This window comes from Aquabacter sp. L1I39 (assembly GCF_017742835.1).
Taxonomy (GTDB): Bacteria; Pseudomonadota; Alphaproteobacteria; order Rhizobiales; family Xanthobacteraceae; genus L1I39.
The window spans coordinates 4966909-4988577 of the sequence record NZ_CP072392.1 but is presented as its reverse complement, the minus strand read 5'-3'; the positions used below and the strand labels follow the sequence as shown (position 1 = coordinate 4988577).

The 21669-nt window shown below is 66.3% G+C and carries 21 protein-coding genes; 15 read left to right on the top strand and 6 right to left on the bottom strand.

All coding sequences use genetic code 11. The annotated features are described in order from the left end of the window. Positions 1-97: 97 nt before the first annotated feature. On the top strand, positions 98-1012 hold the full coding sequence (locus J5J86_RS22560) for a LysR family transcriptional regulator (protein WP_209102339.1): 915 nt from the start codon (positions 98-100) through the stop codon (positions 1010-1012). Positions 1013-1246: 234 nt separating this feature from the next. Here the strand turns inward: J5J86_RS22560 and J5J86_RS22555 are convergent, their stop codons facing one another. Next, positions 1247-2062 (bottom strand): IclR family transcriptional regulator, encoded by an 816-nt coding sequence (locus J5J86_RS22555; protein WP_247657773.1) that lies wholly within the window; start codon positions 2060-2062, stop codon positions 1247-1249. Between the two features lie 319 nt (positions 2063-2381). Here J5J86_RS22555 and J5J86_RS22550 point away from each other — a divergent pair, with 319 nt between their 5' ends. The 10 genes from J5J86_RS22550 to J5J86_RS22505 all read left to right on the top strand — a co-directional run bounded on the left by J5J86_RS22550 (position 2382) and on the right by J5J86_RS22505 (position 12637). Further along, entirely contained in the window at positions 2382-3194 is an 813-nt protein-coding gene (locus tag J5J86_RS22550; RefSeq protein ID WP_209102337.1) for a citryl-CoA lyase, read from the top strand. A gap of 8 nt (positions 3195-3202) precedes the next feature. Further along, positions 3203-4384, top strand: a complete 1182-nt coding sequence (locus J5J86_RS22545; RefSeq protein WP_209102336.1) for a CaiB/BaiF CoA transferase family protein — start codon at positions 3203-3205, stop codon at positions 4382-4384. A gap of 122 nt (positions 4385-4506) precedes the next feature. Next, positions 4507-5370, top strand: a complete 864-nt coding sequence (locus J5J86_RS22540) for a DODA-type extradiol aromatic ring-opening family dioxygenase (RefSeq protein ID WP_209102334.1) — start codon at positions 4507-4509, stop codon at positions 5368-5370. Further along, a complete protein-coding gene (locus J5J86_RS22535) occupies positions 5367-5732 on the top strand; it encodes a hypothetical protein (protein WP_209102333.1) in 366 nt (121 codons plus the stop codon). Before J5J86_RS22540 ends, J5J86_RS22535 begins: the two co-directional genes overlap by 4 nt. Positions 5733-5825: 93 nt before the next feature. Continuing rightward, positions 5826-7091, top strand: a complete 1266-nt coding sequence (locus tag J5J86_RS22530) for an amino acid ABC transporter substrate-binding protein (protein WP_209102332.1) — start codon at positions 5826-5828, stop codon at positions 7089-7091. Positions 7092-7276: 185 nt separating this feature from the next. Further along, positions 7277-8152: a branched-chain amino acid ABC transporter permease gene (locus tag J5J86_RS22525; RefSeq protein ID WP_209102330.1), complete on the top strand. Its 876-nt coding sequence runs from the start codon at positions 7277-7279 to the stop codon at positions 8150-8152. Continuing rightward, positions 8149-9162, top strand: a complete 1014-nt coding sequence (locus J5J86_RS22520; RefSeq protein WP_209102328.1) for a branched-chain amino acid ABC transporter permease — start codon at positions 8149-8151, stop codon at positions 9160-9162. The genes J5J86_RS22525 and J5J86_RS22520 overlap by 4 nt, the downstream gene beginning before the upstream one ends. Continuing rightward, positions 9159-9872 (top strand): ABC transporter ATP-binding protein, encoded by a 714-nt coding sequence (locus tag J5J86_RS22515; protein ID WP_209102326.1) that lies wholly within the window; start codon positions 9159-9161, stop codon positions 9870-9872. The genes J5J86_RS22520 and J5J86_RS22515 overlap by 4 nt, the downstream gene beginning before the upstream one ends. Then, complete coding sequence (locus J5J86_RS22510; RefSeq protein ID WP_209102324.1) at positions 9865-10599, top strand: ABC transporter ATP-binding protein; 735 nt, start codon at positions 9865-9867, stop codon at positions 10597-10599. The genes J5J86_RS22515 and J5J86_RS22510 overlap by 8 nt, the downstream gene beginning before the upstream one ends. Positions 10600-10810: 211 nt before the next feature. Then, entirely contained in the window at positions 10811-12637 is a 1827-nt protein-coding gene (locus J5J86_RS22505; protein WP_209102322.1) for a putative bifunctional diguanylate cyclase/phosphodiesterase, read from the top strand. A gap of 88 nt (positions 12638-12725) precedes the next feature. On the opposite strand, the gene J5J86_RS22500 is transcribed toward J5J86_RS22505, so the two are convergent. From J5J86_RS22500 to J5J86_RS22490, 3 genes are read right to left on the bottom strand one after another with little or no spacing between them, the layout of a single operon-like run. Further along, the gene (locus tag J5J86_RS22500; RefSeq protein ID WP_209102320.1) at positions 12726-13313 is read right to left on the bottom strand and encodes a cupin domain-containing protein; all 588 of its coding nucleotides are present in this window, start codon (positions 13311-13313) and stop codon (positions 12726-12728) included. Between the two features lie 2 nt (positions 13314-13315). Next, positions 13316-14299, bottom strand: a complete 984-nt coding sequence (locus tag J5J86_RS22495) for a Bug family tripartite tricarboxylate transporter substrate binding protein (protein WP_209102318.1) — start codon at positions 14297-14299, stop codon at positions 13316-13318. Between the two features lie 17 nt (positions 14300-14316). Continuing rightward, on the bottom strand, positions 14317-15186 hold the full coding sequence (locus J5J86_RS22490; RefSeq protein ID WP_209102316.1) for an amidohydrolase family protein: 870 nt from the start codon (positions 15184-15186) through the stop codon (positions 14317-14319). 98 nt (positions 15187-15284) lie between these two features. Here J5J86_RS22490 and J5J86_RS22485 point away from each other — a divergent pair, with 98 nt between their 5' ends. Then, complete coding sequence (locus tag J5J86_RS22485) at positions 15285-16193, top strand: LysR family transcriptional regulator (RefSeq protein ID WP_209102314.1); 909 nt, start codon at positions 15285-15287, stop codon at positions 16191-16193. Positions 16194-16412: 219 nt separating this feature from the next. Here the strand turns inward: J5J86_RS22485 and J5J86_RS22480 are convergent, their stop codons facing one another. Continuing rightward, positions 16413-18467, bottom strand: coding sequence for an AAA family ATPase (locus tag J5J86_RS22480; RefSeq protein ID WP_209102312.1), 2055 nt, complete (start codon positions 18465-18467; stop codon positions 16413-16415). Positions 18468-18639: 172 nt separating this feature from the next. On the opposite strand from J5J86_RS22480, the gene J5J86_RS24575 reads away from it, so the two are divergent. The 3 genes from J5J86_RS24575 to J5J86_RS22470 all read left to right on the top strand — a co-directional run bounded on the left by J5J86_RS24575 (position 18640) and on the right by J5J86_RS22470 (position 20587). After that, the gene (locus J5J86_RS24575) at positions 18640-18765 is read left to right on the top strand and encodes a hypothetical protein (protein WP_256437042.1); all 126 of its coding nucleotides are present in this window, start codon (positions 18640-18642) and stop codon (positions 18763-18765) included. Continuing rightward, positions 18765-19178, top strand: a complete 414-nt coding sequence (locus J5J86_RS22475; protein WP_209102310.1) for a hypothetical protein — start codon at positions 18765-18767, stop codon at positions 19176-19178. Before J5J86_RS24575 ends, J5J86_RS22475 begins: the two co-directional genes overlap by 1 nt. A 71-nt stretch (positions 19179-19249) precedes the next feature. Continuing rightward, the gene (locus J5J86_RS22470) at positions 19250-20587 is read left to right on the top strand and encodes a PDDEXK-like family protein (protein WP_209102307.1); all 1338 of its coding nucleotides are present in this window, start codon (positions 19250-19252) and stop codon (positions 20585-20587) included. 27 nt (positions 20588-20614) lie between these two features. On the opposite strand, the gene J5J86_RS22465 is transcribed toward J5J86_RS22470, so the two are convergent. Continuing rightward, positions 20615-21649: a helix-turn-helix transcriptional regulator gene (locus tag J5J86_RS22465; RefSeq protein ID WP_209102305.1), complete on the bottom strand. Its 1035-nt coding sequence runs from the start codon at positions 21647-21649 to the stop codon at positions 20615-20617. Between the last annotated feature and the right edge of the window lie 20 nt (positions 21650-21669).

Genomic DNA, 21669 nt, shown 5'->3' with positions numbered 1-21669 from the left:
GGCATGGAGGAAGCATGAAGCCGATTGTGACATATTGAAAATAGATAGTTTTGATGGCTAATATGCCAGATCGACATACCAGAAAGCACCGCCCGTCATGGACCTGGTTTCGCTGCGCTTCTTCGTGGAGACGGCGCGCCAGCGCAGCATCTCCAAGGCGGCCGCTTCGCTCGGCGTGGTACAGCCGGCCCTCACGCGCCGGATCCAGCTTCTGGAGGAGAGCCTCGGCTCACCGCTCCTCATGCGCCACCGGCGCGGCGTGGAGCCCAACGAGGCGGGGCGGCTGGTGCTTGAGCGGGCCGAGGTCATCCTGCGGCTCGTCCAGCAGCTCGAAACCGAGGTGAGGTTCCAGGGCGACGAGCCGGCCGGGCCGGTGGCCATGGGCTTTCCGCCCTCCATCGGCATCCTGTTCGTGGGCCGTATCCTGTCGGACTGCACCGTGCGCTATCCCCGCATCAAGCTGCTATTGAACGAGAACTACGCCAATGCGGTGCGCACGTCCCTTCTCACCGGCCAGATCGACATCGGCATCATGAGCAGCGAGGCGCACCATCCGGACCTCGTGCAGAGGCCGTTGTTCCGGGAATCCATGTGGCTCGTGGGGCGTCCGCAGGACTGGCCATTTCCGGAGGGGGCCCTGTCCCCGGCCCGCCTCGACAAGCTCCCGCTGGTGGTGGGCAGCTTCATGCGCACGCTGCTGGAGAAGAACCTGAACAGGGACCAGGTCCGGCTGAACGTGGTGGCGGAGGTGGATTCGCTTTCCCTCGCCAGGGAGGCGGTGCGGGCGGGGGCGGGCTACTTCGTAACGCCGGTGTCCGCCCTCGACCGGGAGCTGAAGTTGCGGGAATTCTCCGGCGCCCGGCTGGAGGGCCTTGAGGTCTCCCGCGGGCTGTTCTCTCACCGCGATCGGCCGCTGACCCGGGCGGCGGCGGTGCTGGTGGACATGATCCAGGCCGAGGCCGGGCACTTGTGCGCCACGCGACCGGATGTCTTCCGCCCCATGCCCGGGTGAAACGCTGCGGCGCCGGCCCCTCCTTGCGCGGCGGCGGCGGGATCGCGAGCCCGTGCCCGCGCTCTTGCCCCGCCCGCAGCGTGGCCCGCGGCAGGCCATCGACCCTGCCGGCGACCGGCGGGAGGCGACAGCCTAGATCGCTTCAGCGTTTCATGGAAACACTGACGCGATCTATCTCTTTGGTTTAACGCATTTCCTTCACGCGAACCGGTGCCCCCTTCGCTCGGAAATGTTCTAGACCAGGGAATGCAGCAAGGCGGGGAAGCGGCTGAAGGTCTGGGTGATGCGGGTGGCCGACACCTGCAATTCCGCCAGCCGCTCGGCCACCAGGCGCTCGGCGGTGATCTTGCCCGAATAGCCTGAGCTGTTGATGGCGGCCACCACCCGGCCAGACGGGTCGCGGACCGGTATGGCGAGCGACGTGACGCCATAATCCAATTGGTCCACCGCCACCGCATAGCCCTGCTGGCGCGCCTCGGCGAGGATCTGGCGCAGGCGGGTGGGGTCGGTTTCCGTGTGCTCGGTCAGCTTCACCGGGCGCAACTGGGCCAGATACATGTCGATGGCCTCCTGCGGCATGCGCGAGAGCAAAACGCGCCCCATGGAGGTGGCATAACCGGGATAGGTGACGCCCACCCGCGCCATGGGCCGGGCCGCGCGCTGCTCGGAGCAATGGGCCACATAGAGGATGTCCGGCCCATCGAGCACGCTCACCGAGGAGGCATCGCCGAACAGGTTCACCAGGCGCCGCAATTCGGGCATCAGCGCCTCGTCCACATGGGAGGCCCGCTGATAGGCGGCACCCAGCGTGAGCACGCGGGCCGCCAGCACATAACGCTTGTTGATCTCCCGCACATAGCCGAGCGCCGCCAGGGTATGGAGGCTGCGCCGGGCGGTGGCGGGGCGAAGGCCCGTGCGGCGTGCCACGTCGGTCAGCGACATTTCCGGGTTGAGGTCGTCGAAACATTCCAGCACGGCGAGGCCGCGCGCCAGCGCCTCGACGAATTCCTTGCCATCGCCTGCCCCGTTTCCCGCCCCGTCCACGCTCACGCCTCGCTGATCCCAGATTTTCGTCTGGCGAAATTTGTTTCGAGATTGAGCATTCTGTTCCGCCTGTCAACCCGTGCCGTGCCGCGGCCTTTTGCTGCCAATTTTGCTGCAATCGCGAAGAAAGGCGCGGGAAGGTTTCGCTTGACAGTCTGGCAGGCAAGCTCCACCCTTTGTACGAATAAAATTTCGTCTAGCGAAAAATAACGGAAACGCCGCCCAGACCATCCCGATTCAGATCCGCCTGCGGCCCCTTGGGGTCCGAGGGCGTCGGCGGCCGTGACCAACGTGGCGGGAAGGCATCCCGCCGGGGAGACGTGCTTTGAAAATCGGTGCCGATACTGCCCCCACCACCGCCATCTCGGGCTCAAATCCGCAGACCATCATCGTGCGGGGCCACGACCTGGTTGAGGATCTCATCGGGCGCATCAGCTTCACGGCCCACACTTGGCTGCTCATCACCGGCCAATTGCCGAGCCCGGCCCAGGAAGCCATGCTCAACGCCACGCTGGTGGCCATCGCCGAGCATGGCCTCGTGCCCTCCGTGCAGGCCGCGCGCATGACGCTGGCCTCGGCGCCCGAGGCGCTCCAGGGGGCGGTGGCGGCGGGCCTCCTGGGCTGCGGCTCGGTCATCCTGGGCGCCTCGGCCACGGCGGGGGTCCTGTTCGCCGAAATCCTCGACGAGCAGAAGGCCTCGGGCGGTTCGCTGGAGGACGCCATCGCCAAGACCGTGCGGGCCTACCGGGCCGCCAAGCGCGCCATTCCCGGCTATGGCCATCCGCTCCACAAGGACGGCGATCCCCGCGCGCTGCGCCTCTTCGCCATCGCCCGGGAACTCGGCCTGCACGGCGCCCATTGCCATGTGGCCCTGGAGGTGGAGCGCATGCTCCCTGAGCTCGTGAACCGCCCGCTGGTCATGAACATCTCGGCCGCCATTCCCGCCGTGCTCCTGGATGCCGACTATCCGCTGCTGGCGCTGCGCGGCGTGCCGCTGCTGGCGCGCACCGCCGGGCTCATCGGCCACCTGCTGGAAGAGCAGACGCACCCCATCGGTTTCCTGATGTCCCACGCGGCGGCCTCCGCCATCAGCTATGACGGCCCGGCCCCCGAGGGCTTCGTGGCCAACGAGAATTGAGGGCTGCCATGTTCGGGGTTTTGAACGAGGTGCGCATCGTCGAGCAGGGCACCTTCATCACCGGCCCCTGCGCCGGCATGATGCTGGCCGATCTCGGCGCGGACGTGATCAAGGTGGAGAGCGCCGGCAATGGCGATCCCTATCGCAGCTTCAAGAGCGGCTTCTACAGCGCCCATTTCCAGGCCTATAACCGCAACAAGCGCAGCATCGGCCTGGACATGAAGGTGGAGGCGGATCGCGCCGTTTTCTATGACCTGATCCGGGAAGCGGACGTCTATATCCAGAATTTCCGCCCCGGCGCGGCCGCCCGCATCGGCGCCGACTATGAGACGCTGCGGGCCATCAACCCGCGCCTCGTCTATTGCTCCATCAGCGGCTTCGGGCCGGACGGACCTTATGCCAAGCGCCCGGTCTATGACTCGGTGGCCCAGGCGGTCAGCGGCTTCCTTTCCGTCGCCATAGATCCCGAGCAGCCGCGCTTCATCGGCCCGGCGCTGGCCGATGCCATCACCGGCATCTATGCGGCGCTCGGCATTGCAGGCGCGCTGGTGGAACGCGGCCGCACCGGGCGCGGGCGGCTGGTGGAAATCTCCATGCTGGAAGCCATGATGCATTTCGCCGTGGAGCCCTTCATGGGCTATTTCGCGCTCGGCGAACTGCCCTCCGGCGTCGACCGGCCGCGGCTGGCGCAGGCCTTCATCGTGCGCTGCAAGGACGAGAAGCTGTTCGCCTTCCATCTGTCCTCGCTGGATAAGTTCTGGGACGCGCTGGTGGAGGCCACCGGCGCCGCGCACCTCGCCAGCGACCCGCGCTTTGCCATCCGCCAGAAGCGCATCGACAATTACCTGGAGCTGGCCGAGGCGCTGAACGCCGTGTTCGGGCAGAAGGACCGCGCCGCCTGGGTGGAGCGTTTCGCCGCCTTCGACGTGCCCTATGCCCCCATCAACACCATTCCCGATGTGGTGGATGACCCGCAGGTGAACCATCTCGGCATGATCGTGCCGGTGTCGCAGCGGGTGGAAGGGGCCTCGCGGACCGTGCGTCCGGCCTATAGCTTCGATGGTGAGCGCGCGGCGGCGGTGAAGGCCGCGCCCACGGTCAACGAGAATGGCGCGGCCATCCGGACGGCGCTGGCGGCCAGCCCCGGCGCATGGCCGGCCCGGCACCGGCAGGCCGAACCCGTCGACTGACCCTTCAGAAGTTCCAGAACGCCTTAGAAGTACAAAGAAGTACAAGAACAACTTGGAAGTCCCAGAACAACGCGTGACGCCAAAGTATCGCGTGAACGAGAAAAGCAAGCGGAGAGGAAACAATGGCCACCCTGGCGGCCGTCCTGGCCACCACCCACCACCCCTTCTATCTGAAGGCCACGACCGCGCCCGTGGAGGAGCAGATCCCCCAGGCGGCGGAATGGAAGCGCAAGGTCGAAGCCTATCGGGAGACGCTGACGCGGGCCGAGCCCGACATCCTGGTCATGGTGGGCGCCGACCACTTCCACCAGTTCTTCCTGGACAATTACCCGACCTTCCTGATCGGCAAGGCCGCCCGCTACGACGCCACCTTCTACAATGAGGAGCGCGAGTTCGGCCTGCCCAAATACGTGCTGGAGGGCCATGAGGACCTCTCGCGCTTCATGCATCAGGGCCTGATGGACCGGGGCTTCGATTTTTCCTTCAGCCATGAGCTGAAGATCGACCATTCCATCATCTGCCCGATCATCACCACCCGGCCGCAGGCGGACCTGCCCATCGTGCCGATCTACACCAACATCTTCGCCCCACCCTTGCCCTCACCCCGCCGTTTCTGGGAGCTGGGTCGGGCGATCCGCGAGGTGATCGACGCCTATCCCTCCGACAAGCGCATCGCGGCGGTGGGGTCCGGCCATCTGTCCCTGGAACTGGGCGGCCCGCGCCAGTTCGGCGAACACGGCCCCGATCCCGAGTTCGACGTGAAGGCCATCGAGTGGCTCGCCAATGGCGACATCGATGCCATCCTTGAGAATGTCACACACGAGAGCATGAGCCGCAGCGGCAACGCCACCCACGGTTTTATGGACCTCATCCTGATGATGGGGATCGCCGGTCCGCAGCACAAAGCGGCCCATGTGGACAGCCTCGACCTCTTCCACACCCGCGAGGCCTACCTGACCTGGTATCCCGAGGAGGGGCGCGCATGAGCAAGTATTACGTCAACAAGTTCCTCTTCACCGTGGACCGCAATCCCGAATACTTGCAGCGCTACAAGGAGGACCCGCGCTCCTTCGTGGCCACATGGGAGCAGTCCATCGGACCCTGCCTCAACGAGGTGGAGCGCTTCACGGTGAACGGCTTCACGCCGGAAGAGCGCGAGGCGCTCATCAATCACGATTATGTGGCGCTGTTCGAGATGGGCGCCCATTTCTTCCTGTCGCTGACCATCTTCATCGCCATCTATGATGAAGACTATATGCGCCGGAACGGTCCCTTGTCGTTCCAGCGCGAATTCGCGGCACGGCTGCAGCATTGGAACGGGAAGGATTATCCCACCGTCGCGCTCTGAGGCGCCGGGCAGCCCGGCGCTTCCATAACGAAAAAAGGCGACCGGCCCCGCAATGCCCCGCGCGGCCGGAAAACAGACCATCGGGAGGAAAACATGACCATCTCACGCAGGAGCTTCGGCAAGCTTGCCGCCGCCACCGGCCTTGCGGTTGCCGCCCCCGCCATCTGGACCTCGGGCCGCGCGCAGTCCGGCCCCATCCGCATCGGAACGAGCTTCTCCATGACGGGGCCGCTCTCGTCCACGCGGGCGGGCCTCGTGGGGCTGCAGATCTGGCGCGACGACATCAATGCCGCCGGCGGCCTTTTGGGCCGACAGGTGGAGATCGTCACCTATGACGACCAGAGCACGGTCTCCCAAATCCCGAGCATCTTCTCCAAGCTGGTGGACATCGACAAGGTGGACATCCTGCTGTCGCCCTACGGCGCCGTGCTGTCCGCCCCCGTCATGCCCTTCATCAAGCAGCGTGGGCGCTTCATGATCGGCATGTTCGCGCTGGCCGCCAATGAGGGCGTGAAGAGCGACCGCTATTTCCACAGCGCCCCCTGGGGGCCGGACGCCAAGGTCAATTGGGCGCGCGGCTTCTTCGAGCTGGGCAGGGGCGCGGGTTGCAAGCGCATCGCCATCCTGAACGCCGACGTGGAATTCGCCAAGGTTTCGGCCGCTGGCGGCAAGATGGCGGTGAAGGATTTCGGCCAGGAAGTGGTATTCGACCAGAGCTATCCGCCCAACACGTCCGACTTCTCCGCCATCCTGCGCAACCTGCGCGCCGCCGAGCCGGATGCGGTGTTCGTCTGCTCCTATCCCCCGGACAGCGCCGCTTTGGTGCGCGGCCTCTCGGAAGTGGGGGTCGGTGACAGCGTCAAGCTGTTCGGCGGCGGCATGGTGGGGCCGCAATATGCCTCCACCCTCCAGGCGCTGGGCCCGGCGCTCAACGGCATCGTCAACTTCAACCTGTTCCTGCCCGAAAAGACCATGCTGACGCCCGCCGTCACCAAGTTCCTCGACCGCTACACGGCGATCGCGGTGCCGGAGAAGCTGGACGCGCTCGGCTATTACATTCCCCCCTTCTATTATGCGGCGGGCGAAATGATTGCCGCCGCCGTGAAGGGGGCAGGCTCCACCGACAATGCCGCCATGGCCAAGTGGATGCACGCCAATCCGGTGAAGACCCTGGTGGGCGATGCCACCTTCAATGAGACCGGCGACTGGACGCAGCGGCGCGTGCTGATGACCCAGTTCCAGGGCATCAAGGGCAATGACATCGAGCAGTTCCGCCAGCCGGGCCGCCAGGTCATCCTTGATCCGCCGGCGCTGAAGTCCGGCGATCTCATCTCGCCCTTCATGAAGGCGCGCAGCTGAGCGGCACCAGATCCGGCCCAGGCCGGACCGACCGTCCCATTCACATGGGCGCCCTTCAAAGAACCGCCGTCATGGCCGGGCGCGTGCCGGCCATCCCAGGGGTTCCGAAAGGACCGTCTTAACGGAGAGCCGTGGATGCCCGGGACAAGCCCGGGCATGTCGCGCCCAACAGAAAGACCCATGCCATGTTCATGGACCAATTGGTCAATGCGGTGGGCACTGGCGTGATGCTGGGCTGCATCTATTCCGCGCTGGCCCTCGGCCTCGCGGTGACGTTCGGCCTCCTGCACATCCCCAATATCGCCCATCCCGCCTTCGTCATCGCCGGCGCCTATGTGGTGGCGGTGGGCAATTCCCATGGCTTTGATCCCATCCTGGTGGCGGTCATCGCCATGGTGCCCTTCTATGTGGCGGGGCTCGGCTTCTACGAATTCTATTCCCGCGTGTTTGAACGCTCCGGCTCCGCCGACACCATGAATGCCCTGACGCTGTTCTTCGGGGTGTCGCTGGTGGTGGAGACGCTGCTGCTCCTCAAGTTCGGCACCGACCAGCAGGCGGTGCAGGTGGCCTATGTGGGCCAGAGCCTGAAAATCGGCCTCCTGTCCCTGCCCTACCGGCTGCTGGTCCCGGCGCTGATCGCTCCCGTCATGGTGGCCCTCCTGTGGCTCTATCTCCACAAGACCCATGCAGGCATCGCCATCCGCGCGGTGGCCCATGACGAACGGGGCCTCTCGGTCAGCGGCATCGATCCGCGCTGGATCAAGCGGCACGCCTTCGGCATCGCGGCGGCGACCGCGGTCATTGCCGGCGCCGCCCTCATCATCATCGGGCCGGTGGACCCGTTCGGCGGCCGCCTGATGATCGGGCGGGTGTTCGCGGTGGTGGTGCTGGCGGGCATGGGCTCGCTGCCGGGCACCATCGCGGCCGGCATCCTGATCGGGGTGTCGGAATCCCTCGTGGCGGCCTTTGCCAGCCCGTCCTGGGCCCCGGCCGTCGCCTTTTCCATTCTCCTCGCCACGCTTGCCTTGCGCCCGCAAGGGTTGTTCGGAGCGCGCCGATGACCGCCGGAACCTCGCTCATGAGAGCCTCCCCCGCCGTCCCAACCGACACCGTGCAGCGGCAGCGGCTCCGTACGCTGGCCTTCGGCCTCGGCGCGGTTGCCGTGTTGGCCGCCGGCTTCGTGCTGACGCGCACAGCCGAGAACCCCTATGTGTTCTTCTCGGCCTTCATCATCATCCAGTCCATTGCGCTAGCCACCGGCTGGAACGTGCTCGGCGGCTATGCGGGCTACATCAATTTCGGCGCCGCCGCCTTCTTCGGCGCGGGCGCCTATACGGGCGCGGCGCTCTTGAAGGCGTTCGAGGCCTCCGTCTTCCTGGCCCTGCCGGCGGCTGGCCTGGTGGGTGGCGTGCTCGGGCTGATGATGGGTTATATGACGCTGCGGGTGCAGGGGGTCTATTTCGCCATCGCGACCATCGCCCTGGTGGTGATGGCGCACACCATCGTCATCAATACGGAGTTCCTGGGCGGGGCCTCCGGACTGGCTTTGCTGCCCCCCGAGGCGCCGTCCTGGGCGGGCGGGCCGATCCAGTTCATCTTCCTCGTCATGCTCGCCGTGGCGGTGTTTGCTGTCGCCGTGGCCCGCTGGATCGAGGTGTCGTGGGTCGGACGCGCCTTCCGCGCGCTCAGGGCGAGCGAGGAAGCCGCCGAATGCGCGGGGGTGCCGACCTTGCGGCTGAAGCTCGCCGCCTGCGCCATTTCGGGCGCGCTGCTGGCCATGACCGGCGCGCCTCTGGTCTATTACGCCTCCTTCATCGAGCCGGAGACCGTGTTCGGCCTCGCGCTCGCGCTCAACGCCATCGCCATGCCGCTCATCGGCGGCCGGCAATCCTGGCCCGGCCCCATCATCGGGGCGGTGCTGCTGGGCAGCCTCCAGCAGGTGGCGACCATCACCATTTCCTCCGAGCTCAACATCCTGCTGGTGGGCGTGGTGCTGATCGCCTTCGTCGCCGCCGCGCCGGATGGCATTCTCGGCCTCGTCGACCGGCTGCGGAAAGGACGCGCGCCATGAGCGATCCCATCCTGATCGCCGAAGGGGTCGAGAAGCAGTTCGGGGCCCTGCGCGCCCTCGGTCCGGTCACCGCCACCCTTCATGCCGGCGAGCGGCTCGGCATCATCGGCCCCAACGGCTCCGGCAAGACCACCCTCATCAATTGCCTCACCGGCACGCTCACCCCCAATGCTGGGCGCATCCACTTCCTGGGGCGGGACATTACCGGCCTGTCGCCCAGCGCCCGGGCGCGCCTGGGCCTGGCCCGCAGCTTCCAGATCCCCAAACCCTTCACCGGCATGACCGTGCTGGAGAATTTGCTGGTGCCGCTGGACCATGTGCGGAAGGTCGAGGCGCCGCGCCAGACCGCCATGGACATCCTCGCCTCCGTGGGCCTTTCCGGGCGCGCCGAGGATGATGCCGGCCGCCTCACCCAGCTGGAATTGCGCAAGCTGGAACTGGCGCGGGCGCTCGCCGCCGCACCCAAGGTGCTGATCGCGGACGAGGCCATGGCCGGCCTGTCGGACCGCGAGATCGACGATGTGCTCGCCATTCTGGAGCGGCTCAACGAGGCCGGCGTGGCGGTCATCATGATCGAGCACATCATGCACGCGGTGATGCGCTTCTCCCACCGCATCATCTGCCTGGAATCCGGCCAGATGATCGCCGACGGGTCCCCCGAGGCCGTCTCCAGCGATCCCCTCGTTCAGAAGGTGTATTTCGGTGAATAGGCTCATCGTCGAAGGGGTCAGCGCCGGCTATGGCGCGGTCGCGGTGCTGCACGATGTCTCGCTGGAGCTGCGCGAGAGCGAGTTCATCGCGCTGCTGGGCACCAATGGCAACGGCAAGAGCACGCTCCTGAACACCGTGCTGGGCTTCGTGCGGCCCACCAAGGGGCGCATCCTGCTGGAATGGGACGGGCAGGTTCTGGACCTCACTGGCCTCCCGCCCCACCGCATCGTCAATGAAGGCGTCGCCCTGGTGCCGGAAGGCCGGCGGCTGATCCCCAATTTGACGGTGGAGGAAAATCTCGTGCTGGCCGGCAGCTGTCCGCGCGCCAAGCACCAGCTCGCCGCCAATCTCGCCTTCTGCTACGAGACCTTCCCCCTGTTGCGGGAGCGCCGGGCGCAGCGGGCCGGCACCATGAGCGGGGGCCAGCAGCAACTCCTCGCCATCGCCCGCGCGCTGATGACCTCGCCGCGCGTCATCGTCATCGACGAGCCCTCCGTGGGCCTTGCCCCCATCGTCGTGTCGCAAGTGTTCGACGCGGTGCGCGATCTCCAAGCCTCGCGGCAGCTCACCATCCTTATGGCCGAGCAGAGCTTTCTGCGCGCCGTGGACCTGGCGTCCCGCGCCTATGTGCTCTCCCATGGCGCCATCGTGCGCACCCTCGACCGGGAAAAGGAGGCCTTCAGCGCTGACGATCTGCGCCGGACCATGATGGGCATGGCACACTGAAGCTCCAAGCCCGCGCCCTTTGCCCCGGACGCGGTGGAGCGCGTGCCGCCGTCAGGTAGTGCAGAAAGAAATCGCGCCCGCAGAGCGGTATTACCGTAGCAAAATCTTGATCCGTCACAAAGACTTCACGTTTAATTCCTTGTCATGCTACTTTTAAGGGAAATAAGCCCGATTTCATTTGCCATCCCTGATGGCGAAGGGGGGAAAGGGTATGCAGTGCCCTCCAGTGCCTCCGCACGAGAAGGAGCGGCTCGCCGCTCTTGCCAGCTACTGCCTCGCCGATGAAGCCCCGGTGGTCGACCTGTCGCCCCTGGTCGACATGGCCCTGCATGTCTTCAAGGTGCCCATGGCAGCAGTGAATATGATCGGCTCCGATCATGTCTTCTTCGCCGCCAGCGCCGGCTTTGGGGAGGTGGACAAGCGCAGGGAGGTGTCTTTCTGCGCCCATACCATCCTCCAGGGCAAGGTGATGGTTGTGCCGGATGCCGAGCGGGACGACCGGTTCCACGACAACCCCCTTGTCGCCGGTGCCGGCAGCATCCGCTTCTATGCCGGGGCGCCGCTCTTGTCCTCGGACGGCCACGCCATTGGCGCGCTCTGCGTTCTGGACACGCATCCGCGCAACGGCTTTTCGGGAGAAGAGCGCGAACGCCTGAGCCAGATGGCCCAGATGGTCATGGACCGGCTGGAGGTCCGCCGCCTCGGCTTTGGCCCGTGCAGGCAGAGCAACACCATCCATGCCCGCGCCATGGACCCCGAGCAGCTTTTCCGCCTCGCCAGCATGGACGCCTTGACGGGCCTGCCCAACCGCCGCCAGTTCTACCGGTCGGTGGAGGCGACGCTCCTCTCCGGCCATCCCTGCGCCGTGCTGATGCTGGACATTGACGGCTTCAACGACATCAACAACATCCTCGGGCCGGCGGCCGCGGACGATGTCCTCCGGGCGCTCGGCGGTTTGCTCTCAGCAGAGACCATGCACGGCTCGACGGTCGCCCGCGTGGGCGGGGATGAGTTCGCCGTGCTGGTGGAAAGCCTTTCCGCGGAGACGGCGGAGCCGTTCGCGCGCCGGCTCCTGGCCAAGGTCGCCGAGCTGCGCCCCCTGGCCGGCGAGGATCTGCGCATCAGCACCAGTTGCGGCATTGCCCTGTCCCCGCGCGATGCCACGGAGGCGGTCGAGCTGATCAGCGATGCGGACCTCGCGCTCCACGCCGCCAAGATCAGCCGCAATTCTGGGATCGCGCTCTATTCCCCCTCGCTTCGCAACGAGGCGCTGGATCGGCGGCTCTCCAGCCTGGACCTTCAGCGGGCGGTGACTCATGGAGAGCTGCGGCTGTTCTACCAGCCCCAGGTGCGCCTTCAGGACGGCGCCGTGGTGGGGGCGGAAGCGCTGATCCGCTGGCTTCATCCCAGTCGAGGCCTTCTGCCACCGTCCGCCTTCCTGCCCTCCCTGGAGGCGGGGCCGCTCGCGCCCATTGTAGGGCGCTGGGTCATCGACGAGGGCTGCGCCCAGGTGGCGCGCTGGCGCCGGCGGGGGCGGGCCGACTTCCGCATGGCCATAAATCTCTCCAGCTCCCAGTTTCGCGCCGGCGACCTGGCGAAGCAGGTGGAAGAGGCCCTGCGCCGACACGACCTGCCGCCGGAAGCGCTGGAACTGGAAATTACCGAGAACATCGTCCTGTCCAACGATGCCGCCGCCCTGGAGGCCCTGACGCTGCTGCGGCAGATCGGCGTGGGCATCGCGTTCGACGATTTCGGCACGGGCTTCGCCGCGCTCAGCCTCCTGACACGCTACCCGGTGAACTGCATCAAGATCGACCGCAGCTTCGTCCAGGCCATGCTGCGCTCTCCCCGCGAGGCGGCCGTCATTTCCTCTATCCTCCAGATGGGCCGCGCCCTCGACATGGACGTCATCGCCGAGGGCATAGAGACCGAGGAGGAGCGCTCCTATCTTGTGGAACGCGCTTGCCCGGAAGGACAGGGCTACTTGTTCGGCAAGCCCATGCCGGCGCAGGAGTTCGAGGCCCTGCTGGCTGGCTAGAGCGCGATCCGGTTCCCGCTTGCCTCACATGCGCCAGACGGTTCACGGGGCTGCCAGTCTGCACGGCCGAGGGCGAGGTGCCGTTAGGTCACGGCGGCGCGCCTTCCCCTTCCAGCTGTTGGGCGAGGCTCTCCTCATAGACCCCGTCGAGGAGCATGAAGGCCAGCACGCACGGGGCCGAGGAGCGGTTGCTCCAGGCGTGGTTGGTGCCGCGTTGGACCACCACGTCCCCCGCCCGAAGCAAGGTCTCTTCCTTGTCGAGCACGAGATAGATCTCGCCCGACAGGATGATCGCATAGTCCAGCGTCTGGGTCCGGTGCATCATGGGATGGCGCCCGGAGACGGCATGGGTGGAGCCGGCAGCATTTCCCATGCGGGCGAATTCGCGCGCGATGTCGTCGGAGGTCAACAGGCCGCTCTCGGGCGGGATGTTGTTGATGCGCAGGACGCTGCCGCGTGGACCCGGCAATTGGCGGCGCGGCCCGAGCGTCGGTTCCTCGGGCTGCGCCTCGATCACCACGGGCATCTGCCCGGTGCGCCAGATGTCATTGGACCAGAAGCCAGGGCGATGCTCGGACTGGAAGAGGAAGGGCGCGGGCCCGTCCATCAGCACGATGGCCTCGCCTTGCTCATTGTGCCCGGTGACCACGCGGCGCACCTTTTGCGACAGGGACATGCTCAATCCGCCTTGATGTTCTTGGAGCGCGCGATCTTCTGCCAGGTCTCGAGCGCCTGGTTCATGGTCTCTGCCGCCTGCTGCGGCGTGCCCCCGAGCGGCGTTCCGCCAAGCTCGATGAAGCGGGCCTTGATGTCGGGGCTGTTCACCGCCTCATCGATCGCCGTATTGAGACGGGCGACGATGTCAGCCGGCAGGTTCGCGGGGCCGGCAAGGCCCACAAAGGACGACACCTCGTAGTCGCCCACCACCTCGTCCACGGTCGGCACCTCCGGCAATTGGGGAAGGCGCTGGGGAGAGGTCACGGCGAGCGCCCGCAGCTTGCCCGACTTGATCTGGCTCTGCACCACGGACAGCGTGTCGAACATCACGTCCAGCCGCCCGGCGATCAGCTCGGTGACCTGCTGGCCGCCGCCCTTGAAGGGAATATGCGTCATCACGATGCCGGTCTTGTCTGCGAACAGCTCCACCGCCAGGTGGAAGAGGGAACCGGTCCCGGGGCTGGGATAATTGAGCTGTCCGGGATGGGCCTTGGCGTAGGCGATGAGGTCCTTCAGGCTGGTGAAGGGGGAGGTCGCCGGAACGACGATGACCGCGGGATAGGACACCACCACCGAGATGGGCGTGAAGTCCCGGACCGGGTCGAACGGCAGGCGGCTCAAAGCCGCCGCCTGGGCCGGGAAGGCGCCGGTCACGAGCAGCAGGCGATAGCCATCGGGCGCGGACTTCGCCACGGCCTCGCTGGCCAGCAGGCCACCGGCCCCGCCCTTGTTCTCGACGATGAAGGGCCGACCCAGTGTCTCGCTGAGGCGCTGGGCCACCAGGCGCGCCACCAGGTCCGCGTTTCCACCGGCGGAGAAGCCGACCACGATGGTCACGGGGCGCGTGGGATAGGACGCGGCGACGGCATCGGCGCCCGCAGCCCCCCACCCCACCGCGCCAAGGCACATGGCTGCCGCCAGGAGGCGGCGCATCATCTTGAGCATTTCCTGTATCCTTGTTGTTATTCTGGGAAGCGGTAAAGCTTTTGCGGATTGTCGACCAAGATCTTCCGCATCAGGTCATCGTCGCCGACCCATTCGGCGCAGGCGTCCAGCAGGTCGCCGTCATTCTGCATCTCGTCATACTGGTTCACATGGGGCCAGTCGGTGCCCCACACGATGCGATCCGGCCGGGCCTCCAGCAGCCCCTCCACGAGGGGGCGCATGTCGCTCCAGGGGAATGCCCGGGACGACGTGCGGTGGAGGGCGGAGAGCTTCACCCAGCAGCGGTCGGTCTTCAAAAGGGTGAGCAGCGCCTGGTAGCCAGGGCAGGTCACGCCTTCATCGCCCCTCACCCGTGCCACATGGTCCACCACGATGGGGTTGGGCAGGGCCAGGAGGCGGGGCGCCAGGTCCACCAGTTCGTCCGAGCGGTTGACGTGCACCGCGATGTGCCAGCCGAAGGGATGGACGCGGGCGGCAATGGCTTCCAGATGGTCGAAACTCGCCGTGCCCTTCACCACCGTGCTCAGCCGGCTGCCGCTGAAGCCGAGCGCATCAAGGCGCTCCAGGTCCGCATAGGGCGTATCCGGCCCGGTGACCGCAACGCCTCGCAGCCGGTCGGGCGCCGCCTTCAGGGCTTCTTCCGACACCCGCGTGTCGGTGCCATAGGCGCTGGAATGTACGATGACGGCCCGCGTGACGCCCAGTACGTCGAGCATGCCGAACAGGTTTTCCACCGGCGCCTGGGGCGGGGTGAAAGAACGGTTCGGCGAGAGGGGAAATGTCGAGAAGTCACCGAAAATGTGCGCGTGCGCATCACAGGAGAGCGGCGGCGCCTTGAACCGTGGGACGCGTGTATCGGGGTCCGGGGGCAGGCAGGGGCGGGTCATGTTTCCTCATCTTTCTTTGTTGCCCCATGCTAAAATCTCGGTCCGACGAATCCCACCGCCGTCTTCTCAGAACGGTTTTTCCAGTTTGGAACAGCGCCATGGATCGCCTCACCGCCTTCAGGACCCTGGTGCTGGTGGCCGAGACGGGGAGCTTCACGGCGGCGGCTGCCAAGCTGTCCACCGTGCCCTCGGCGCTCACCAAGCGCATATCGGAGCTGGAAAAGTCCCTGGGCGCGCAGCTTCTGCACCGCACCACCCATGGGGTCGTGCTCACCGACGAGGGCGCGCTGTGCCTGGAGCGGATCCAGCGGGTGCTGGAGGAGGTGGACGACATCGAGCAGCAGCTCGCCAGCCGCCGGCAGGAGGCGGCGGGCCAATTGCGGGTGTCGATGCCCGCGGCCATGGGGCAGATTTATGTGATCCCGCAGCTCGATCGGTTCCTGAGCGCCCACAGGTCCATCCGGCTGACGCTGGACTATAGCGACACGCCGCCGGATCTTCTGGAGAACCGGCTGGACGTCGCCGTCCGCATCGGCAAGCCCAGGGATGGCGGCTTCATCGCCCGTCGGTTGGCGCGCTCGCGGCGCGTCACCTGCGCCACGCCCCATTACATCGCCAGCCATGCCCCCCTCACCACGCTGAAGGATTTGCAGGACCACACCTGCATCGCGCTGCTGGTGGACGGGCGGATCCGCAGTTGGACCTTCGCACAGGATGGGGAGCAGGTGGCCCACACGCCGCGCGGCGGACTGACCGTGAGCAGCGGGCTGGCCTTGCGGGAATCCGCGCTGCGCGGCCTGGGCATCGCCCAATGCAATTCGATCCTGGTGGCACCCGAATTGCGGGCCGGACAGCTCGCAGAGCTGCTGCCTCAGACCTCTGTCCCGAGCGAAGACCTGTACGTGGTCTACCCGCCCAATCGACACGCCGTCCCACGCGCGAAAGTCTTCATCGATTTCATACGGGGCGTTTTCAAGCCTTACCTGCAGGAATCCCTTGCGGGCTAGAGCATGCGCCGATCAGATGGCATCGCCATCTGATCGGATCACGCATTCTCTATCAATGGGTTAGAGCGCTGTTGCGTTTCATGGAAGTTCCGCAGCGCTCTGCCTTTGGGTTTTCATGCATTTCCTTCCCGCGAACCGGTTTTCACTTCGCTCGGAAGTGCTTTCCTTGTCGCGGGGCGCAGGATCAGCCATTGCGCCCCGCCCCGTGTCAGGTCGGTGTCACGGCGTCGACGCCAGTGGCCGGAAGCCGATGGGCTGGCGGGCGCCACCAGGCTTGGCCTCCACTTCGCTGGCAAGCGCCTCCACCAGGGCGTTGGCCTCGGTTTCCCCCATCACCAGCGCCTTGCGGGCCACCACCGCAAAATCGCCAGGGGTGAGCTGGCAGAGGCCGTCCAGGTGCGCCGGCGGGGTCAGGCCGAACGTGTGGGCGAAGAGAGCGCGAGCCTGGGCCTTGGCAAGGGGCAGGAACCCGATTTTGAACAGGAAGCGCCGTGCGGCGGCCGGGTCCAGCGCGTCGGCGAAGTTGGTGGTGCAGGCGAAGGGATAGGGGTGGCGCTCCATCCAGGTGAGCATTTCATTCACCTGGCTGACCTCGTGGGACCGACTGGCCCCGGTGCGGTCGCGCAAGAGGGAATCCGCCTCGTCGAAAATGAGGAAGGCCCGACGCGCCCTGGCCTCTTCGAAGCAGTCTGCGATGTTCTGCTCGCTCTGGCCGACGAACATGCCCAGCAGATCGCTGGCCCGCTTCTCCAGCACTTCAAGGTCCATGCGCTCGGCCAGATAGCGGGCATAGGCACTCTTGCCGGTGCCGGGAAGGCCATGGAGGCACAGGGAAATGTCGAGGCGCCCGCTGGCCACGATCCGCTCGGTGAGGCGCGCAAGGTCGGTGTCGGCACAGGCAAAGGCGGGGTGGAACCGCGCCTTGGCGTCCACGGGGGCAGGACGCCCTCCCATCACCTTCAGCACCGATGATGCCGCCTGCACAGCCACCTTCACATCCGCCCCGCACAGGCGCGCGGTCCGCAGGCCATGATCGATAAGCGCGGGGGGCGCGTCCAGGCGGACCAGTTCCTGGAGGCCCGGCTGATCGAGCGCGATCTTATGGCGGGTGGCCGAGCGGCGGACGATCCGCTCGCGGGCCGCGCGATCCAGGCGCGGAAATTCCACCGCATAGGTCATGCGCCGCAGGACCGCCCGGCCCAGCCGATGGGGATGGTTGGAGATGTAGAGCGTCGGGCAAGGATTGGCCTCAACAAGGTTGTTCATGAACACCTTGGCGCCAAGGCGGCTGTGGCCGCGGGCCTCGTCCACGCCGACGAAAATGTCCTCCGCCTCGTCCATGACCAGGAGCAGCCCCTCGCTCTGGCTGGAGAGTTTCTGCGCGAGGGCGAGCGCGCTGATGCGTTGCTCCCGGTCGGGCTCCTCGCCCTCCTCCGCGCATTCGCCCACGAACACCGCGTGGAGCCCCGCCCGCGCGGCGAGCGCGCTGGCAAAGGCGGTCTTGCCGGTGCCGGGCGCGCCGTGGAGCAGGATGTTGATGCCCCGCGTCCGGTTGCGGGAAGCCGCCTTCAGCAGGTCGCACACCAGCTCCGCGTCGCGCTGGAGATGGGAGAAGTCCTCCCACGCCAAGGAAGTGGTCTTGGGCTTGCCGAACAGGAGGGCGCGCAGCGTCTGCGCGGTCGAGCGGGACGCGTTCGCCACCTTCAAGGTGCGCGAGGAAGCGGCAAAGTCGTGACCCCGCCGGTCGTCCACGAGCCCGTACATCACCAGCGGCATCTCGCAGGTGAGGCGACGGCTCACGGCGCGCGGCATCTGCCCCAGCAGCGCGGCGATGGTGTTCAGCCCGATATCCATGTTGTGCGGCATGCGCAGCCGCTCGGGAATGAACTGGCTCACCAAGGCCAGAGCGAGGGTGTGGACTTCCGGAACCGTCGCCGTCCGCACCAGGAGGGCGAGGATCGGCCGATCGATCGGGGCGAGGCCCAGCTCGTCACCGAGCCAGGAGACCTTGCGCTCCAAGGGCGAGGCCGCGGGCGTCCGGCCTTGGCGCAGGCTGGTGAAGTGCCGGAGCGCAGCATCGCGAGCGGCGAGATTGCACGAGGGGTCATTCTCGTCCTGCGTGGTGGGAAGGGCGGGAAGGCCGAGCACGGCCTGGTGGCACAACAGCCAGTGCGCCAACTCCGTGTTCCGCCACCAACGCGCCCAGACCGCGCTCCCGCCGGTGGCGAGGGCCGCGACGTATCGGACCAGGATATGCCGTTCAAAAGGGTGCATGAGGCTCTCCGTGAGGGAGAGAAGAGATGCCACGGATATGCGACAGAAACGGTCGCATGATGCGCGTCGACAACGACCAGCCCCGACGGTGCAGCGACCGTGGCAAAATCCAAGCACGACCGATTCTGTCGCACGGGTCAGGCATTCCTGTTCCGGTGGATGGAGGCGATGCATGCAGACTTTTGGACCCGATCGGACGCCGCGCGGCCTCATCTTGTGGGGCATGATCCTTGTCGGCCTCGGCCTGCTCGGCCTGATGATCGCCATCATCGCCGTCCTGATGTTCGGGGGGCTATGATGGCGGGCACTTTCGACCCGATGGCACGCCCGGCGCCCCAGCTCGGCATCTTCTGGCTGGTGCCTGCGCCCGGCGGGCCGGTTCTGCTCTGCGACAGCACGCCCTTGCCGCAAGCGGAGCCCTATGGGGCGTGCCTGGGCCACCCCCGGGGGCATTTCGAGACGTGGGAGGCCTGGCGCGCCCTCGGGATGCGTGGACTTGCGCAGCTGGGACTTCCCGCTTGCATCCTCGGCCATGAATATGAGGACTTCCCGCGGGGTCGCGTCGTCTATCAGCGCGGTCCGGAAGAATTCATCATTTATGCGGATCCGGGCCTCCACACGCCCCGGCGCCGCTGCGCTATCCTCGCCCGCTTCGCCCTTGAGGCCGCGCGCGTACGATTTGCGGTCGACGCGCATTATCGGCGGTCTTGAGGGGGGATGGATGCGGTGCCGCCCGAACGGCACGGGCAAGGACCGCGTCCGGGGAAAGGAAAGGTGCAGTTTTGACACGCATTGACCCCATCCAGACGGCCGGCCAGCTTCTGCACGAAGTGGCGGCCTGCCGCACCGCGGTGGAAGCCGCGCGACGGCAATATGAGGATCGCCTCGCGCCCGATTTCAGTCCGCTCCAGTTCCTGTGGCTGGACGAACTCATGTGGTCGAAGCTGATGGCATGGCTGCTGAACCCGCGTGAGACCCACGCGCAAAAGGGGCGCTTCCTCCATCTGTTCGTGCGGAACCTGGTTCCGGGCGCCGGCACCTGGTCCGAGAAGGCGTGCGACCACGCCCGTGTGGAGATTGAACACAGCTTTTCTGATGGCCGCATCGACATCATCGTAGAATGCGATGAGCGTTTTCTCATCATTGAAAACAAGCCTTATGCCGCAGATCAGGACCGGCAGCTGCAGCGCTACTTCAAATATGCAGATCAACTCAGCCGGGCACATCGCAAGGCCACCATCGTCTACCTGACCGCCGATGGTCGGCTGCCTTCAAAAGGCAGTCTGGATCACCAGGTGGCGGAGGAAAGACAGCGAGACGGAACACTCGTCTGCCTCAGCTATCGGGACCTCGGACGATCGCCTCGGCTGGGGGACCCCTCGTGGCTGGATGCCTGCAAAATGGCATGCCGCTCGCCCCGCGTGGCGAACTTTATCGAAGAAATTCAAGCACAGATCAAAGCGGAGTTTGTCGGCATGCGTGACATGAACCAAGATGACGCTCTTGCCAGCCTGATGTCCGGCCGTTCGGACTTCATCCGTTCCGCGTTCGATGTCCAGCGCTCGCTCATAGAGATGAAAAGAGGGCTGTTCAAAGCGCTCGTGGCAGATATCGGCAACCAAGAAGGCGCCGGCCTGCTGAAATCCGAATTCAAGAATGACGGTTTCACATTGAATTTCGAGACTGCGAGCCAGATCCCCTTCATCGTGCGGGTGCAGGCGTTTGAAAAGATGGCCATCGGCCTCATGCGGCGCGAGGAGAAAAACGCGCGAGATCCCGTGCGCATTGCTGAAGGGCGCGCATATGCCTCTCGCCTGACGGGTCTGGCGGCCTCGGAAAAATGGGGCGACGACCTTTGGGCGTGGGTGTTTCTGCCCAAAGTGGAAAACGACCTGTGTCCATTGCCGGCAGATTTCTGGGCCAACCCCGAGCCGTGGGTCCAGATCGCGGAGCGGGAAAGGGGCCATCGCGGTCCGGAAACCGATGTGGCGGGAAAGATACTGGCGGCCGTCCAGAAGATCAGGGACGCACTCGGCACCGACCTGACCGAACTCAGCCCCGCAGATCCCATCCCCGCAGCCCCCACCTCCTTGCCGCCCGCTCCGATGGCAAAGCCCTGACGGGATCCTCGCCGCACCCGGGCGCCCTCAAGTCTTGCCGCGTGTGCCCTTGGAACGGGTCCGCGGGGGGCGTTCGTGGGCCGCCAGCGCCGCCTTCAGCTCCGCAATCATCCGGTCGCGAAGCTCGGGCGGCTCGACGATCTCCACCGAGGCGCCCCAACCGAAGAGGTGGCGCACCATTTCCAACTGCCCGCCGGCCACGAAAGTCACTTCCAACCGGCCGTCTTCCAGACTTCGGATGTCCTGGGTGGGATGGAACACCATGCGCGCCGCCTCCGTCGCCTCGGGGGCGAAGCGCAGCACCACGCGAGCCGGGGGTTCCTGGTAGGTGCCGAAGGACCGGGCGGCATAGGCATCGAGGTTGAAGTTTTCCGGCGGCCCGCCGGCCTGGGCGGTCATCTTCAGGGCCCGCATGCGGTCGAGGCGCCAGAGCACCGCATCGGGGCGCCCCGCCTCGCGGCCCACGAGGTAGGCATTGGCGCCAAACAGGAGGCCATAGGGGACGACGGTGCGCACATAGCCTTCCGGCCGATCCTGCCGGGGATAGGAAAAGCGCACGCGCTTCATGGCGATCAGCGCTTCCCGCAGCACCTGAAGGGTGGCCTCATCGGTGATGGCATGGGGACCCACATGCCGGGCAATGGCCTCGGCCCGGCACAGGGCCTCCATGTCGGTGGCCATCTTAAGGCGCGTGGAGTCGCGCAGGGCGGCGGTGATCTTGGTCTGCAAGGCTCGCAGCAAGGCGGCACGCGGTTGGTGGCCGGCCTGCTGGAGCCCCTTGCACGCGGTCTCCAGCTCCGCAAGCTCGCTGACGCTCGGCGCGATGAAAAAGGCGCCGAGCCCTCCCCTGATGCGAAAGCGCTTGAACCTGCCCTCATCCACCGTTTCGAAACCGGGAAACAGGTCTTGCACCGCGTTGCGCATGCGCTCGGCGGTGCGCCGGTTGACCGAGAACTGGCTGGCGATCTCGTCCAGCGTGAGCCCTTCCGCCGAAGCCGCAAGCGCTTGGGCGAGCCTCAGCAGGTTCGCCGCCTTCTCAAGGCGTATGGTGTCCTGGGCCACGCTGCTTCCTCCGCGATCTC

What these genes read in the sequence shown, in the direction of transcription:
- J5J86_RS22560 (WP_209102339.1), top strand. Translation starts at nt 98, where the DNA reads ATGGACCTGGTTTCGCTGCGCTTCTTCGTGGAGACGGCGCGCCAGCGC.
- J5J86_RS22545 (WP_209102336.1), top strand. Translation starts at nt 3,203, where the DNA reads ATGTTCGGGGTTTTGAACGAGGTGCGCATCGTCGAGCAGGGCACCTTC.
- J5J86_RS22540 (WP_209102334.1), top strand. Translation starts at nt 4,507, where the DNA reads ATGGCCACCCTGGCGGCCGTCCTGGCCACCACCCACCACCCCTTCTAT.
- J5J86_RS22535 (WP_209102333.1), top strand. Translation starts at nt 5,367, where the DNA reads ATGAGCAAGTATTACGTCAACAAGTTCCTCTTCACCGTGGACCGCAAT.
- J5J86_RS22530 (WP_209102332.1), top strand. Translation starts at nt 5,826, where the DNA reads ATGACCATCTCACGCAGGAGCTTCGGCAAGCTTGCCGCCGCCACCGGC.
- J5J86_RS22525 (WP_209102330.1), top strand. Translation starts at nt 7,277, where the DNA reads ATGTTCATGGACCAATTGGTCAATGCGGTGGGCACTGGCGTGATGCTG.
- J5J86_RS22520 (WP_209102328.1), top strand. Translation starts at nt 8,149, where the DNA reads ATGACCGCCGGAACCTCGCTCATGAGAGCCTCCCCCGCCGTCCCAACC.
- J5J86_RS22515 (WP_209102326.1), top strand. Translation starts at nt 9,159, where the DNA reads ATGAGCGATCCCATCCTGATCGCCGAAGGGGTCGAGAAGCAGTTCGGG.
- J5J86_RS22505 (WP_209102322.1), top strand. Translation starts at nt 10,811, where the DNA reads ATGCAGTGCCCTCCAGTGCCTCCGCACGAGAAGGAGCGGCTCGCCGCT.
- J5J86_RS22500 (WP_209102320.1), bottom strand. Translation starts at nt 13,313, where the DNA reads ATGTCCCTGTCGCAAAAGGTGCGCCGCGTGGTCACCGGGCACAATGAG.
- J5J86_RS22495 (WP_209102318.1), bottom strand. Translation starts at nt 14,299, where the DNA reads ATGCTCAAGATGATGCGCCGCCTCCTGGCGGCAGCCATGTGCCTTGGC.
- J5J86_RS22490 (WP_209102316.1), bottom strand. Translation starts at nt 15,186, where the DNA reads ATGACCCGCCCCTGCCTGCCCCCGGACCCCGATACACGCGTCCCACGG.
- J5J86_RS22485 (WP_209102314.1), top strand. Translation starts at nt 15,285, where the DNA reads ATGGATCGCCTCACCGCCTTCAGGACCCTGGTGCTGGTGGCCGAGACG.
- J5J86_RS22480 (WP_209102312.1), bottom strand. Translation starts at nt 18,467, where the DNA reads ATGCACCCTTTTGAACGGCATATCCTGGTCCGATACGTCGCGGCCCTC.
- J5J86_RS24575 (WP_256437042.1), top strand. Translation starts at nt 18,640, where the DNA reads ATGCAGACTTTTGGACCCGATCGGACGCCGCGCGGCCTCATCTTGTGG.
- J5J86_RS22475 (WP_209102310.1), top strand. Translation starts at nt 18,765, where the DNA reads ATGGCGGGCACTTTCGACCCGATGGCACGCCCGGCGCCCCAGCTCGGC.